This window comes from Massilia sp. GCM10023247 (assembly GCF_042653325.1).
Lineage (GTDB): Bacteria > Pseudomonadota > Gammaproteobacteria > Burkholderiales > Burkholderiaceae_D > Telluria.
Genome location: NZ_JBHSIB010000009.1, coordinates 103,158 through 117,991, shown reverse-complemented (window position 1 = coordinate 117,991; position 14,834 = coordinate 103,158). Strand labels below are relative to the sequence as shown.

Genomic DNA, 14,834 nt, shown 5'->3' with positions numbered 1-14,834 from the left:
ATTCAGCCTTGTGAGGTGGAGGCTTTTTCGAACGCCTCGATAATCGGTTGCAAGCGCGCGCGCTTGAGTTTCAGTGCGGCCTGGTTGACCACCAGGCGCGACGAGATGTCCATGATCTTCTCGACCTCGACCAGGTTGTTCGCGCGCAGCGTGTTGCCGGTCGAGACCACGTCGACGATGGCGTCCGACAGCCCGACCAGGGGCGCCAGTTCCATCGAGCCGTACAGTTTAATGAGATCGACGTGCACGCCCTTCGACGCGAAGTGCTGGCGCGCGGTGTTGACGAACTTGGTGGCCACGCGCAGGCGCGCGCCCTGGCGCACGGCATTCGCGTAGTCGAAGCCGGCGTTCACCGCGACCGACATGCGGCAGCTGGCGATGTTCAGGTCGACCGGCTGGTACATGCCTTCGCCGCCATGCTCGAGCAGCACGTCCTTGCCGGCCACGCCGAAGTCGGCCGCGCCATACTGGACATAGGTCGGCACGTCGGTGGCGCGCACGATCAGCACGCGCACGCTCGGGTCGTTGGTCGGCAGGATCAGCTTGCGCGAGGTTTCCGGGTTTTCCAGCACCGTGATGCCGGCCGCCTCCAGCAGCGGCAGGGTGTCCTCGAAGATGCGGCCTTTCGACAGCGCGAGGATCAGGCCTTCGTCAGGCGTTTGTGTTGCGATGCTCATGATGCCCTTGATTGAAGCTTATTTGATGCGCACGATGTCGGCGCCGACCTTCGACAACTTCACTTCCATGCGGTCGTAGCCGCGGTCGAGGTGATAGATGCGGTCGATCAGGGTCGTGCCTTCGGCGGCCATGCCGGCGATCACCAGCGAGGCCGAGGCGCGCAGGTCGGTCGCCATCACCGGCGCCCCGCGCAGGCGCTCGACGCCCTTGATGAAGGCGGTATTGCCTTCGGTGGAGATTTGCGCGCCGAGACGGTTCATCTCCTGCACGTGCATGAAGCGGTTCTCGAAAATGGTCTCGGTCACGCGGCTCGGGCCGGCGGCGATGGTGTTCACCGCCATGAACTGGGCCTGCATGTCGGTCGGGAAGCCGGGATACTCGGTGGTGCGGAAGGATACCGGCTGCGGACGCGCGTCCATGCGGGCGCGGATCGTGTCGCGCCCGATCTCCATCTGCAGGCCGACTTCGCGCAGTTTATCCAGCGCGACATCGAAGATGTCGGTGCGGGTATTGGTGAGCACGATGTCGCCGCCGGTGGCCGCCACCGCGCACAGGAAAGTCGCCGCTTCGATGCGGTCGGAGATGACGGCGTGGCTGGCGCCATGCAGTTCGGATACGCCCTGGATCACCAGGCGGTCGGTGCCGATGCCCTCGATCTTCGCGCCCATGGCGACCAGCAGGTTGGCGAGATCCGTCACTTCCGGCTCGCGCGCCGCGTTTTCCAGCACCGTCTCGCCTTCGGCCAGGGTCGCGGCCATCAGCAGGTTTTCGGTGCCGGTGACGGTGATCATGTCGGTCAGGATGCGCGCGCCTTTTAATTTCTTCGCTTTCGCGTAGATATAGCCGCCTTCGATCGTGATCTCGGCGCCCATCTGGCGCAGGCCCTTGATGTGCTGGTCGACCGGACGCGAACCGATCGCGCAGCCGCCCGGCAGCGAGACCTTGGCTTCGCCGAAGCGCGCCAGCAGGGGCCCGAGCACCAGGATCGAGGCGCGCATGGTTTTCACCAGTTCATAGGGCGCTTCCAGGCTGGTGATGTTGGCGCCGTTCAGGGTGACGTTCTCGTCGTCCTGGGTCACCTTCAAGCCGGTCTGCGCGAGCAGCTTGAGGATGGTTTTGACGTCGTGCAGGCGCGGCACGTTCGACAGGGCGACGTCGCCGCTGGTGAGCAGGCCGGCGCACAGGATGGGCAGCGCCGCGTTCTTGGCGCCCGATACCGCGATCTCGCCATTCAGGCGCTTGCCGCCGACAATCTGGAGTTTATCCATGCTCAGCCTCCGTATTCTTCTGGGGTCAGCGTCTTCATCGACAGCGCGTGGATCTCTTCGCGCATGCGGTCGCCCAGCGCTGCGTACACCAGTTGGTGGCGCTGGATCGGGCGCTTGCCGGCAAACGCGGGCGAGACGATCAGGGCCGAGAAATGGCGGCCGTCACCCTCGACATGCAGGTGGGTGCATTGCAGGCCGTTTTCGATGTAGCTGTGGATCAGTTCTGGAGTGGTCGACACGATAATTCCTAGATATTAAGTAGTCACTGCTTCAGTGGCGCAGCTTGTAGCCGTGCCGCAGCAGGTTGATCGCCACTGCCGCGAGCACCGCGAAGAATGCGGAGACGACGGCAAGGCTGGTCCACGGCGAGATATCGGACTGCCCGAAGAATCCGTGGCGGAACCCGTCAATCATATAAAAGAACGGGTTGAAATGCGAGACTGCCTGCCAGAAGGCGGGGAGCGAGTGGATCGAATAGAACACACCGGCGAGGAAAGTGGCCGGCATGATCAGGAAGTTCTGGAAAGCGGCGAGCTGGTCGAACTTGTCGGCCCAGATGCCGGCGATCACGCCGAGCGTGCCGAGGATGGCGGCACCGAGCACCGCGAACACGACGATCCACAGCGGCGCGGCAAACGACAGGTGCGCAAACCAGGCCGTGATCGCGAACACGCCGGCGCCCACCGCCAGCCCGCGCACGACCGAGGCCGACACATAGGCGAGCAGGATTTCCCAGTGCGACAGCGGCGGCAGCAGGATGAACACCAGGTTGCCGGTGATCTTGGACTGGATCAGCGAGGACGAGGCGTTGGCAAACGCATTCTGCAGCACGCTCATCATCACCAGGCCCGGCACCAGGAAGGCCGTATACGACACGCCCGGATACACCTCGACCCTGCCTTCGAGCACATGGCCGAAGATCAGCAGGTACAGCATCGCGGTCAGGATCGGCGCGGCAATCGTTTGCGTCGCCACCTTCCAGAAGCGCAGCATCTCTTTGTAGAACAGGGTGCGGAAACCCACGGAAATAAAATTCACAGGGCGCCCTTTTCCATGATCTGAATAAAAATGTCCTCGAGGTCGGCCTGCTGCAGCTGCATCTCGTCGATCACGGCGCCCGACTCGCGCAGGCGCGCCAGGATCGGCTCGACCTCGGCGTACTCGTTCACGCGCAGGCTGTATTTGTTGCCACTGCCGTTGCCATGTTCGTCGTGCGAGACCAGGTGACGCAGGTCTTGCGGCAATGCTCCGCTTTTCAGGTGCACGATCAGCTGCGAGCCCGACACCCGGCGCAGCAAGGCGTTCATCGTGTCGAGCGCGACGACTTGACCGGATTTGAGCATCGCCACGCGCTGGCACATGGCCTGCGCTTCTTCCAGGTAGTGGGTAGTGAGCACGACCGTGTGGCCGCCTTCGCGGTTCAGGCGCGAAATGAACTTCCACAGGGTCTGGCGCAGTTCGACGTCGACGCCGGCGGTCGGCTCGTCGAGCACGATCACGGGCGGCTTGTGCACCAGCGCCTGGGCCACCAGCACGCGCCGCTTCATGCCGCCCGAGAGCGCGCGCATGTTGACGTCGGCCTTGCTGGTCAGGTCGAGGTTTTCCATCACCTCGTCGATCCACTTGTCGTTGTTCTTGATACCGAAGTATCCCGACTGCAGGCGCAGCGTCTCGCGCACCGTAAAGAAGGGGTCGAACACGAGTTCCTGCGGCACCACGCCCAGCTTCTTGCGCGCTGCGCGGAAGTCGGTGACGACGTCGTGGCCGTGAATGGCGACGCTGCCGACGTCCGGACGGATCAGGCCGGCGATGGTGGAGATCAGGGTGGTCTTGCCGGCGCCGTTCGGCCCGAGCAGGCCGAAGAACTCGCCTTCTTCGATGGTCAGGGAAACGCCTTTCAGGGCCTTGAAGGCCTTGTAGCTTTTCTCGACGCTGTTAATCTGGATCGCTGTCATTGATTGTTGGAGTGGCCGCGATGCGGGCGCACGCAGGCCGGGCGGGGAAACGACCCATTATAGGGGAAATCGGGAATGCAAGAGGCTGGCGGGGACGGTGGGGAGGGAGGAACGACCGGAACAGGAGGACGTAGGGTGGACGGGTCTCCCGTCCACGCGTTCGACCTCGGTCAAAAACACTGCACGGCTCGCCCCGGTCGCTTCAACGCGTGGACGGGGAACCCGTCCACCCTACGGGTCTGCTCATCGAATAAGACGTAGCGCGAAGCCGGGAGCTCAGCCCCGCGCCAGCACCCCGTCCAGGCCGTACAACTGCGTCAGGGCATCGATGTTCGCCGGCACATTGATGAACGTGAGCTTCTGGCCCGCGTCGCGGGCGCGCCGCTGCCAGGCCAGCAGCAGGGCCACGCCCGACGAGTCGGCGGCGCGCACGCCGCCGAGGTCGAACACGGTCTCGCCGGCGCGGATCGCCAGGCAGCCCTGCTCCAGCGCCGCCTGGGCGGTGTCGAAGGTCAGGGCGTCGAGCGACAACATCGGATTTGCTTCGGCCATGTTTACTTCGGCGCCTTCAGCGGCTTGTTCGCCAGCTGCTTATTGCGCTCGGCCAGCTTGTTGATCAGGCCGTCGATGCCCGACTTGTTGATCTCGGCAGCGAAGGTGCCCTTGTAGGTCTCGACCAGCCACGCGCCCAGCACGTTGATGTCGTAGATCTTCCAGCCCTGCGCGCCCTTGGCCAGGCGGTAGTTCAGGGTGATCGGCTCGCCGCGGGCGACGTTCACCTGCGAACGCACCTCGACGTCGGTGGCGCCGGCTTCGGCACGCATCGGCTTGAACTCGACGGTTTCGTTCTTGATCTGGGACAGCGCGCCGGAATAGGTATAGACCAGCAGCGTGCGGAATTCTTCCGACAGGCGCTTTTGCTGTTCCGGGGTGGCCTGGCGCCAGAAGCGGCCGGCGGCCTGGGCCGTCATTTTTTCGGCGTCGACATACGGCAGGATCTTGGTATTGACCAGTTCCATGATGCGCGAACGGTTGCCGGCCTGGATGTCCTTGTCGGCCTTGACGGTGTCGATGACGTCGGCGCTGATGCGCTTGACGAGCACGTCCGGCGCTTCATTGGCGGCAGGAGCCGGGGCGGCGATGACGCTGGTGGCGAAGACGAGCGTGGCGGCGGTAGCGATCAATTGGGCGATTGGTTTCATAAGCTCTCTTTTATCGTTGTTTGCGGAAAGGTTGGAGTATGCGCCGCGTCCAGCGGTGCGTAAGCCAACTTCATATATGCATACAATTTTTACGGTTGCGCATTACTTGCGCGGCGTTTCGGCTGGCGCCGCCGGTTCCGGCGCGACTTGCGTGTCCGCTGCCGGACCCTGCTGCGTTGCTGGCGGCGCCTGGTCCAGCTCGTCCTCCGGTTCGTCCCTGGCAGGGCCGCTTTCGCCGTCGTACACCTGGCTCTGGCGGCGCTGCATGAAGCCGTCACGGATGAACTCGTAGCGGTCGAGGGCGGCCTCTTCGAACAGGTTCGAGGCTTCGAGGACGGTTGCGCGCTGGTCGATCGCGCGCACGCCGACGCCGATGTTGCGGACGTTGACCGGGTCCTTGTGCGCCCATGGATCGGCCCACCAATCGGCAGGCAAGGCAGCGGTGTCACGCACCGTAGATGGGCCCAGCAATGGCAACATCAAGTAGGGACCGGAAGGAACACCCCATTTACCCAGGGTTTGGCCGAAATCCTCGTTGTGTTTTTGCAACCCAGCTTCCGAAGCGATGTCGAGCAGGCCGACGATGCCGAAGGTCGAATTCAGCGCAAAGCGCGTGAAATCCGTCATGCCGGCTTCGCCCTTGCCTTGCAGCAGGTTGTTGACCGAGCTCCAGGCGTCGGACAGGTTGCCGAAGAAATTGTTAACGCCAGTCTGGGCGAAGCCGGGCAGCACGTTCTTGTAAGCCGTTGCCGCCGGCTTCAGGGCAACGCGGTCGACCGCGTCGTTGAAGGCGAAGCTGGCGCGGTTGAACTTTTCGAGCGGGTCTTGCGGATTGCTGGGGGTGGCGCAGCCGGCCAGCAGGGCGCTGCCTGCGACTGCCAGGGCCAGACCGGTACGGCGCGCGGTACGGGGTACTACAGCATGCATTTTCTTGCTCTTCATTCGCTGCCTTCCTTTCCTTCGGCCGCCTTGCTGTAGATGAACTGGTTGATCAGGTCTTCCAGCACGGTGGCCGATTGCGTACGATTGATTCGATCGCCGTCGACGAGGTTTTCCAGCTCGCCGCCCGGTTCGATGCCGATGTATTGCTCGCCCAGCAGTCCTGCGGTGAGGATCTTGAGCGACGAATCTTTCGGGAACTTGTAGCTTGGGTCCAGATCAAGGCGCACCAGCGCCTGATAAGTCTTGTCGTCGAATGAAATGTCGCCTACCCGGCCGACCACGACACCAGCGCTCTTGACCGGCGCCTGTGGCTTCAATCCACCAATGTTGTCGAACTTCCCGGTCACGGCGTAGGTCTCGGCGAACGAGAGCGAGCTCATGTTTCCTGCCTGCAGCGCCAGGAAGAGGATGGCGGCAGCGCCCAGCAGGACGAACAATCCAACCCAGACATCGATGATTTTACGGTGCATAGTAATTCCTAGTATTCAGGCCGTCTGTGCGCGGCCAAACCAAACAGTAATTGACTCAGTGACTGCCTCAGTTACTGAGTAAACATCAAGGCAGTCATGACGAAGTCGAGGCCCAGCACCAGCAGCGAGGCGATGACGACGGTGCGCGTGGTCGCACGGGCAACGTCGGCCGGGGTCGGCTTGACGTGGTAGCCCTGGAACACGGCGGTAAACGTCACGGCGATGCCGAACACGAAACTCTTGATGATGCTGCTGATCACGTCACGGTGCACGTCGACGCCAGCCTGCATCTGCGACCAGAAGGCGCCCTCGTCGAGGCTGAGCATTTTGACGGCCACCAGGTAGCTGCCCATGATGCCCACCGCCGAGAACACGGCCGCCAGTACCGGCATGGCGATGACGCCGCCCCAGAAACGGGGCGCCAGCACGCGCTGCACCGGATTGACCGCCATCATTTCCATGGCGGAGAGTTGTTCGCCCGCTTTCATCAAGCCGATTTCGGCCGTCAGCGAGGTGCCGGCGCGGCCCGCGAACAGCAGCGCCGTGACCACCGGGCCCAGTTCGCGGATCAGCGACAGGGCCACCAGCGACCCGAGTTTATCTTCGGCGCCGAACTGGATCAGGTTGACGTAGAACTGCAGGCCCAGCACCAGGCCGACGAACAGGCCGGAGACGATCGTGATCACCAGCGAGTAATTACCGATGAAATGGATCTGCTCGGAAATCAGGGACGGACGGCGGAAGGCACCCGGCGCGTAGCGCAGCAGGTTGATAAAGGCGCGGCTGGCAAAGCCGAGGCTTTCGATCGCCTCGCGCACGGTGGCGCCGACGCTTCCAAGTAAACGCAGGATCATCGCTGCCCTCCCAGGCCAAGGTCGTCGGCGAGCGAGGTCCCCGGATAGTGGAAAGGCACCGGACCGTCCGGTTCGGCATTGACGAACTGTTTGACGTAGGGATCGGTCGAGACGCGCAGCTCGGCCGGCGTGCCTTCGGCGACGATCATGCCGGCCGACATGAAATAAACATAGTCGGCGATGGCGAAGGTTTCGTTGACGTCGTGCGAGACGAGGATCGACGTGGAGCCGAGCGCGTCGTTCAGGTTGCGGATCAGGCTGGCGGTCAGGCCCATCGAGATCGGGTCGAGGCCGGCGAACGGCTCGTCATACATGATCAGTTCGGGGTCGAGCGCAATGGCGCGCGCCACGGCCACGCGGCGCGCCATGCCGCCGGAGATTTCTCCGGGTTTCAGCTTCGAGGCATTGCGCAGGCCGACGGCATTCAATTTCATCAGCACCAGGTCGCGGATCAGCTCTTCCGACAGGTTCGTATGTTCGCGCAGCGGGAAGGCGACGTTGTCGAAGATGCTGAGGTCGGTGAACAGCGCGCCGAACTGGAACAGCATGCCCATCCGGCGGCGCAGGCGGTACAGGCCTTTGGTGTTGAGCTTGTGCACGACCTCGCCGCCGACCCGCACTTCGCCGCGCTGGGGACGGATTTGTCCGCCGATCAGGCGCAGCACCGTCGTCTTGCCGCAGCCGGAGCCACCCATGACGGCAATAAGCTTGCCGCGCGGGAAATCCATGCGCAGGTTCGACAGGATCTTGCGATCGCCATAGGCGAACTCGAGATCACGTATTTCTACAAGGTTAGGCACAAGGGATAGTCGGTTTTAGAGAATCCCGTATTGTAGTGCAGAAACCACAATTCCTGCTTGGCCTAGCTCTGTTTTTGGCACGAATCCGATGTGCCGCTACAACACTAATAACCGAAGAGTCAGATATTTTTTGTCGTAAGCTGCTGATTTATATAAGAAAGTTTCCTTGAACATACATACATCAGCGTTTTTAAACGAATTTTGCCGTAGTGCAATACATTTAAGGCGGATGAGATCCTTACCCGGCAAGGGCGGCACATCGCGTGTTTTGCTGCACTGCGCAAGAGCATGTTGGGCATGCGGGGTGGGCGCGCGCCCACCCGTGGCAGGACAGCCGCCTTAGCGCGGCAGCACCGACGAACCCATCAGGAACTCGTCGACTGCGCGAGCGCACTGCCTCCCCTCGCGGATCGCCCATACCACCAGCGACTGGCCGCGGCGCATGTCGCCGGCCACGAACACCTTGGGAGCGGAGGTTTGATAGGCGGTCTCGCCTTCGACTGCGGCCCGCGCATTGCCGCGCGCATCCTTCTGCACCCCGAAGGCGTCGAGCACCTGCTGAACCGGAGAAACAAAGCCCATCGCCAGGAACACCAGGTCCGCCTGCATCTCGAATTCGCTGCCCGGCACTTCCGTCATCTTGCCGTCTTTCCACTCGACGCGGCAGGCGACCAGCTTCTCGACTTTGCCGTTCTTGCCTTCGAAACGCTTGGTGGCCACGGCGAAATCGCGTTCGCAGCCCTCCTCGTGCGAGGACGAGGTGCGCAGCTTGGTCGGCCAGTAGGGCCAGACGAGAGGTTTGTTCTCGTGCTCGGGCGGCATCGGCATCAGTTCGAACTGGGTGACGCTGGCGGCGCCATGCCGGTTCGAGGTGCCGACGCAGTCGGAACCGGTGTCGCCGCCGCCGATCACGACCACGTGTTTTCCCGTCGCCTTGATCTGGTCCTTGAATTTATCGCCGGCATTCGCCCGGTTTTGCTGGGGCAGGAAGTCCATTGCGAAATGCACGCCCTTCAGCTCGCGGCCCGGGACCGGCAGGTCGCGCGGCTGCTCGGCGCCGCCGGCCATCACGATCGCATCGAACTCGGCGTGCAGGTCTTCCGGGAAGATCGTGTCGCGCGCCATGTTGCTGACGGTGGCAGGGAAATCCTTGCCGATCAGGACGCTTGTGCGGAAAGTCACGCCCTCCGCCTGCATCTGCTCGACGCGGCGGTCGATCAGGCCCTTTTCCATCTTGAAATCGGGAATGCCGTAGCGCAGCAGGCCGCCGATGCGGTCGCTCTTTTCGAACACGGTGACATCATGGCCTGCGCGTGCCAGCTGCTGGGCCGCGGCCAGGCCGGCCGGACCGGAACCGACGACGGCCACCTTCTTCCCGGTTTTCGTCAGGGGCGGCTGGGGCACGACATAGCCGCGTTCCCAGGCGGCGTCGGCGATCTTGCGTTCGATCGACTTGATGCCGACCGGCTCGTCGTTGATGCCCAGCGTGCAGGCCGCTTCGCAGGGCGCCGGGCAGATGCGGCCCGTCACTTCCGGGAAGTTGTTGGTCGAGTGCAGGTTGTCGCTGGCCGCCTTGTAATTGTTGTGATAGACCAGGTCGTTCCAGTCGGGAATCATGTTGTTGACCGGGCAGCCCGTGTTACAGAAGGGGATGCCGCAGTCCATGCAGCGTGCGCCCTGCAGCTTGGCCTGGCCGTCGCTCAGGGTGAGGACGAATTCCTTGTAGTTCTTGACGCGTGCGGCAGGGTCGAGGTGATCTTCTTCCTGCCGTTCGAATTCCATGAAGCCGGTGATTTTGCCCACGTTTTATCCTTTGCTTTGCCGGTGCCGGGCACCGGTGTTTTCTCGCAGCGCAGCTATGCCGGCGCTGGTTGAACGCGTGGACGGCAAAGCCGTCCACCCTACGTTGTTGTTCGCGCTTCAGGCAGCCAGTTCGATCTTGTCGTTCGCTTCTTCCATGCTGCTGTTGTGCATCTCTTCCAGCGCGCGCTTGTAGTCGGTCGGGAAGACCTTGACGAACTTGGCGCGGCTGTTGGCCCAATCGTCCAGCAGCTGGCGCGCACGGGTGCTGCCGGTGTGCTTGAAGTGGCGTTCGATCAGGCGGCGCAGGATGGCCTCGTCCGACTCGCGCTCGCCGTCGCGCGCCTGGCTGTGCCAGCCGGAGACGTCGCCCTGCTCCTTGGTGGACAGCACGCGCTCGAGGTTGACCATGGTCGTGTTGCAGCGCCCTGCGAATTCGTCCTTCGGATCGTAGACATAGGCCACGCCGCCCGACATGCCGGCGGCGAAGTTGCGCCCGGTTTCGCCGAGCACGACGACGGTACCGCCGGTCATGTATTCGCAGCCGTGGTCGCCACAGCCCTCGACCACCGCGACGGCGCCCGAGTTACGCACGGCGAAGCGCTCGCCGGCCACGCCATTGAAATAGGCCTCTCCGGAAATCGCGCCGTACAGCACGGTGTTGCCGACGATGATGTTGTCCACCGCCCAGCCGCGGAATTCCGTGTTCGGGCGCACGATGATGCGCCCGCCGGACAGGCCCTTGCCCACGTAGTCATTGCCTTCGCCGACCAGGTCGATCGTGATGCCGGCCGCCAGGAAGGCCGCCGCCGACTGCCCGGCCGTGCCGTGCAGCTGGATGTGGATGGTGTCGTCCGGCAGCCCGGCATGGCCGTAGCGCTTGGCGACCTCGCCCGAGAGCATGGTGCCGACCGTGCGGTTGACGTTTCTCACCGGCGAAATGAAGGACACGCGTTCGCCCTTTTCCAGCGCCGCCTTCGCTTGCGTGATCAGCTTGTGATCGAGTGCGCGATCCAGGCCGTGGTCTTGCTCGTCGGAGTGGAACAGGTTGCGGCGAGCGTCGCTGTGCGGCTGGTAAAAAATGTTGGAGAAGTCGAGGCCCTGCGCCTTCCAGTGGGTGATCGCCTTCGATTTGTCGAGCAGGTCGGCGCGGCCGATCAGCTCGTCATACGTACGGATGCCGAGCTGCGCCATCAGCTGGCGCGCCTCTTCGGCAACAAAAAAGAAGTAATTCACGACGTGTTCCGGCTTGCCCTGGAACTTGGCGCGCAGCACCGGGTCTTGCGTCGCCACGCCCACCGGGCAGGTGTTCAGGTGGCACTTGCGCATCATGATGCAGCCTTCGACCACCAGCGGCGCCGTCGCAAAGCCGATCTCGTCGGCGCCCAGCATGGCGGCGATCACGACGTCGCGTCCGGTCTTCATCTGGCCGTCGGCCTGCACGCGGATGCGGCTGCGCAAACCGTTCAGCACCAGGGTCTGCTGGGTTTCGGCCAGGCCCAGTTCCCACGGCGTGCCCGCATGTTTTACGGAGGACAGCGGCGAGGCGCCGGTGCCGCCGTCGTGGCCGGCGACGACCACGTGGTCGGCTTTCGCCTTCGACACGCCGGCCGCGACGGTACCGATGCCCACTTCCGACACCAGTTTCACGGAGATCGAGGCGCTCGGATTCGCGTTTTTCAGGTCGTGGATCAGCTGCGCCAGGTCTTCGATCGAATAGATGTCGTGGTGCGGCGGCGGAGAGATCAGGCCCACGCCCGGCACCGAGAAGCGCAGCGAGGCAATGTATTCCGACACTTTATGGCCCGGCAGCTGGCCGCCTTCGCCCGGCTTGGCGCCCTGCGCCATCTTGATCTGGATCTGGTCGGCCGCGTTCAGGTATTCGGCGGTGACGCCGAAACGCCCCGAGGCCACCTGCTTGATCTTCGAGCGCAGCGAGTCGCCTTCTTCCAGCGGGATGTCGACGGCAACGCGATCGGTACCGAGCACCGACGCCAGCGTCTCGCCCTTGGAAATCTTGATGCCCTTGAACTCGTTCAGGTAGCGGCGCGGGTCTTCGCCGCCTTCTCCCGTATTGCTCTTGCCGCCGATGCGGTTCATGGCAATGGCCAGCGTCGCGTGCGCTTCCGTGCTGATCGAGCCGAGCGACATGGCGCCGGTCACGAAACGTTTCACGATTTCCTTGGCCGGCTCGACCTCTCCCAGCGGAATCGCCTTGCTGGGATCGATCTTGAACTCGAACAGGCCGCGCAGGGTCAGGTGACGGCGGCTCTGGTCGTTGATGAGCTGGGCGTACTCTTTATAGGTATTGAAATTGTTGGCGCGGGTCGAGTGCTGCAGTTTCGCGATCGCGTCCGGGGTCCACATATGGTCTTCGCCGCGCACGCGGAAGGCATATTCGCCGCCGGTATCGAGGGCATTCGCCAGCAGCGGGTCGGGACCGAAGGCGAGCTTGTGCAGGCGCAGCGCTTCTTCGGCGACTTCGAACAGGCCGATTCCTTCCACGGTCGACGAGGTGCCGCGGAAGTATTTGTCCACCAGTGACTTGTTCAGGCCGACCGCTTCGAAGATCTGCGCGCCGCAGTAGGACATGTAGGTCGAGATGCCCATCTTCGACATCACCTTCATCAGGCCCTTGCCGATCGCCTTGGTGTAGTTATAGGCGGCGACGTCGGGCGCCATCTCGTGCGGCAGGTGCTGGGCCAGGTCGGTCAGGGTTTCCAGCGCCAGGTACGGGTGCACGGCTTCCGCGCCGTAGCCGGCCAGCAGCGCGAAGTGATGCGTCTCGCGCGCCGAGCCGGTTTCGACCACCAGGCCGGTCGAGGCGCGCAGGCCGCGGCCCACCAGGTGCTGGTGGATGGTCGAGGTGGCGAGCAGGGCGGGAATCGCGACCTGTTCGCTCGAGACGTTACGGTCCGAGACGATCAGGATGTTGTGGCCGGATTTCACTGCATCGACCGCTTCCGCGCAGAGCGAGGCGAGCGAGGCTTCGATGCCGGCCTTGCCCCAGGAAACCGGGTAGCAGATGTTCAGTTCATACGATTTAAATTTGCCGCCGGTGTGCAGGCTGATCGAACGCAGGCGCGCCATGTCGTCGAAGCCGAGCACCGGCTGCGACACCTCAAGACGCATCGGCGGATTGACGTTGTTCGTGTCGAGCAGGTTCGGCCTGGGACCGATGAAGGACACCAGCGACATCACCATGCTCTCGCGGATCGGGTCGATCGGCGGGTTCGTCACCTGGGCAAACAATTGTTTAAAATAATTGTACAAAGGTTTGAGCTTGTTCGACATCACCGCGAGCGGCGAATCGTTGCCCATCGAACCGGTCGCCTCTTCGCCCAGCACCGCCATCGGCGCCATCAGGAATTTCAGATCCTCCTGGGTGTAGCCGAAGGCTTGCTGGCGGTCCAGCAGCGAGGTCGCCGCTTTCTCACCCTGGGCCGGCGTATCCTTGGCGCGGTTTTGCGCCAGCTGCGACTCGCTCAGCTTGATTTCGTTGAGCTTGATGCGCACCGACTTGATCCAGGCTTTATAGGGCTTGGCGTTCGAATAGGTGTCTTTCAGCTCTTTATCGTCGATGATGCGGCCCGCTTCCAGGTCGATCAGGAACATCTTGCCGGGCTGCAGCCTCCACTTCTTGACGATGCGCGATTCCGGGATCGGCAGCACGCCCGATTCCGAGGCCATGATGACCAGGTCGTCTTCGGTGACGACATAGCGCGCCGGGCGCAGGCCATTGCGGTCCAGGGTGCCGCCGATGTGGCGGCCGTCCGTGAAGGCCATGGCGGCCGGGCCGTCCCAGGGCTCCATCATCGCGGCGTGGTATTCATAAAACGCCTTGCGGTTCTCGTCCATCGCCGTGTGGTTTTCCCAGGCCTCGGGAATCATCATCATCATTGCCTGGGCGATCGGATAGCCGGCCATTACCAGCAATTCCAGCGCATTGTCGAAGCAGGCGGTGTCGGACTGGCCCTCGTAGATCAGCGGGAACAGTTTATGCAGGTCGTCGCCCAGCACGGCCGACTTCATCATGCCTTCGCGCGCGCGGGTCCAGTTGAAATTGCCCTTGACGGTGTTGATCTCGCCGTTATGCGCAATCAGGCGGTACGGGTGCGACAGCGGCCACTCGGGGAAGGTGTTGGTCGAGAAGCGCTGGTGCACCAGCGCCAGCGCCGAGACGCACCGCGGGTCCTGCAAGTCCTTGTAATAGACGCCGACCTGGTCCGCCAGCAGCAAGCCTTTATAGACGATGGTGCGTGCCGACATCGAGGGCACGAAGAATTCCTTGCCGTGCAAGAGTTTTAACGCCTGGATCGCGTGGCCCGAGGATTTGCGGATCACGTACAGTTTGCGCTCGAGCGCATCGGTGACCATGATGTCCGGGCCGCGGCCGATGAAAATCTGGCGGATCACCGGTTCTTTCTCGCGCACCGTCGGCGACATCGGCATCGCTTCGTCGACCGGCACGTTGCGCCAGCCGAGCACGACCTGTCCCTCGATGCGCACGGCGCGCTCGATTTCCTGTTCGCAGGCGATGCGCGAGGCGTGTTCCTTCGGCAGGAACACCATGCCGACGCCGTATTCGCCGGGCGGCGGCAGTTCCACGCCCTGCTTGGCCATCTCGTCGCGGAAATACTGGTCGGGAATCTGGATCAGGATGCCGGCACCGTCGCCCATCAGCGGGTCGGCGCCGACGGCGCCCCGGTGGTCCAGGTTCTTCAGGATCAACAGCCCCTGATCGATAATCGAATGGCTCTTGTTGCCCTTGATGTGGGCGATGAAACCGACGCCGCAGGCATCATGTTCATTGGCGGGATCGTATAAACCTTGGGCAATCATGAGGTGCTCTCCACAGCTTTTTC

General features: G+C 63.1%; 13 protein-coding genes. All 13 read right to left on the bottom strand.

The features are described 5' to 3' along the window. Positions 1-2: 2 nt before the first annotated feature. The gene (hisG, locus tag ACFPAH_RS08435) at positions 3-677 is read right to left on the bottom strand and encodes an ATP phosphoribosyltransferase (protein ID WP_379743565.1); all 675 of its coding nucleotides are present in this window, start codon (positions 675-677) and stop codon (positions 3-5) included. Positions 678-695: 18 nt separating this feature from the next. Next, positions 696-1,946: a UDP-N-acetylglucosamine 1-carboxyvinyltransferase gene (gene murA / locus ACFPAH_RS08430; protein ID WP_379743561.1), complete on the bottom strand. Its 1,251-nt coding sequence runs from the start codon at positions 1,944-1,946 to the stop codon at positions 696-698. A 2-nt stretch (positions 1,947-1,948) separates the two neighbouring features. After that, entirely contained in the window at positions 1,949-2,185 is a 237-nt protein-coding gene (locus ACFPAH_RS08425; RefSeq protein ID WP_379743558.1) for a BolA family protein, read from the bottom strand. A gap of 31 nt (positions 2,186-2,216) precedes the next feature. Further along, positions 2,217-2,984 carry an ABC transporter permease gene (locus ACFPAH_RS08420; protein ID WP_379743555.1) on the bottom strand — a complete coding sequence of 256 codons (768 nt, stop codon included), beginning with the start codon at positions 2,982-2,984 and terminating at the stop codon, positions 2,217-2,219. Then, positions 2,981-3,901, bottom strand: coding sequence for an ABC transporter ATP-binding protein (locus tag ACFPAH_RS08415; protein WP_379743552.1), 921 nt, complete (start codon positions 3,899-3,901; stop codon positions 2,981-2,983). The genes ACFPAH_RS08420 and ACFPAH_RS08415 overlap by 4 nt, the downstream gene beginning before the upstream one ends. Positions 3,902-4,177: 276 nt before the next feature. Further along, entirely contained in the window at positions 4,178-4,453 is a 276-nt protein-coding gene (locus tag ACFPAH_RS08410; RefSeq protein WP_379743549.1) for an STAS domain-containing protein, read from the bottom strand. A gap of 2 nt (positions 4,454-4,455) precedes the next feature. After that, positions 4,456-5,103 carry an MlaC/ttg2D family ABC transporter substrate-binding protein gene (locus ACFPAH_RS08405; protein WP_379743546.1) on the bottom strand — a complete coding sequence of 216 codons (648 nt, stop codon included), beginning with the start codon at positions 5,101-5,103 and terminating at the stop codon, positions 4,456-4,458. A 102-nt stretch (positions 5,104-5,205) separates the two neighbouring features. Continuing rightward, entirely contained in the window at positions 5,206-6,045 is an 840-nt protein-coding gene (locus ACFPAH_RS08400; RefSeq protein ID WP_379743543.1) for a VacJ family lipoprotein, read from the bottom strand. Further along, positions 6,042-6,515 carry an outer membrane lipid asymmetry maintenance protein MlaD gene (gene mlaD, locus ACFPAH_RS08395; RefSeq protein ID WP_379743540.1) on the bottom strand — a complete coding sequence of 158 codons (474 nt, stop codon included), beginning with the start codon at positions 6,513-6,515 and terminating at the stop codon, positions 6,042-6,044. Before mlaD ends, ACFPAH_RS08400 begins: the two co-directional genes overlap by 4 nt. A 71-nt stretch (positions 6,516-6,586) precedes the next feature. After that, positions 6,587-7,369 (bottom strand): lipid asymmetry maintenance ABC transporter permease subunit MlaE, encoded by a 783-nt coding sequence (mlaE, locus tag ACFPAH_RS08390; RefSeq protein WP_379743537.1) that lies wholly within the window; start codon positions 7,367-7,369, stop codon positions 6,587-6,589. Beyond that, the gene (locus ACFPAH_RS08385) at positions 7,366-8,169 is read right to left on the bottom strand and encodes an ABC transporter ATP-binding protein (RefSeq protein WP_379743535.1); all 804 of its coding nucleotides are present in this window, start codon (positions 8,167-8,169) and stop codon (positions 7,366-7,368) included. Before ACFPAH_RS08385 ends, mlaE begins: the two co-directional genes overlap by 4 nt. A 339-nt stretch (positions 8,170-8,508) precedes the next feature. Continuing rightward, positions 8,509-9,972, bottom strand: a complete 1,464-nt coding sequence (locus ACFPAH_RS08380) for a glutamate synthase subunit beta (protein WP_379743532.1) — start codon at positions 9,970-9,972, stop codon at positions 8,509-8,511. A gap of 117 nt (positions 9,973-10,089) precedes the next feature. Beyond that, positions 10,090-14,811: a glutamate synthase-related protein gene (locus ACFPAH_RS08375; protein ID WP_379743528.1), complete on the bottom strand. Its 4,722-nt coding sequence runs from the start codon at positions 14,809-14,811 to the stop codon at positions 10,090-10,092. Positions 14,812-14,834: the final 23 nt, after the last annotated feature.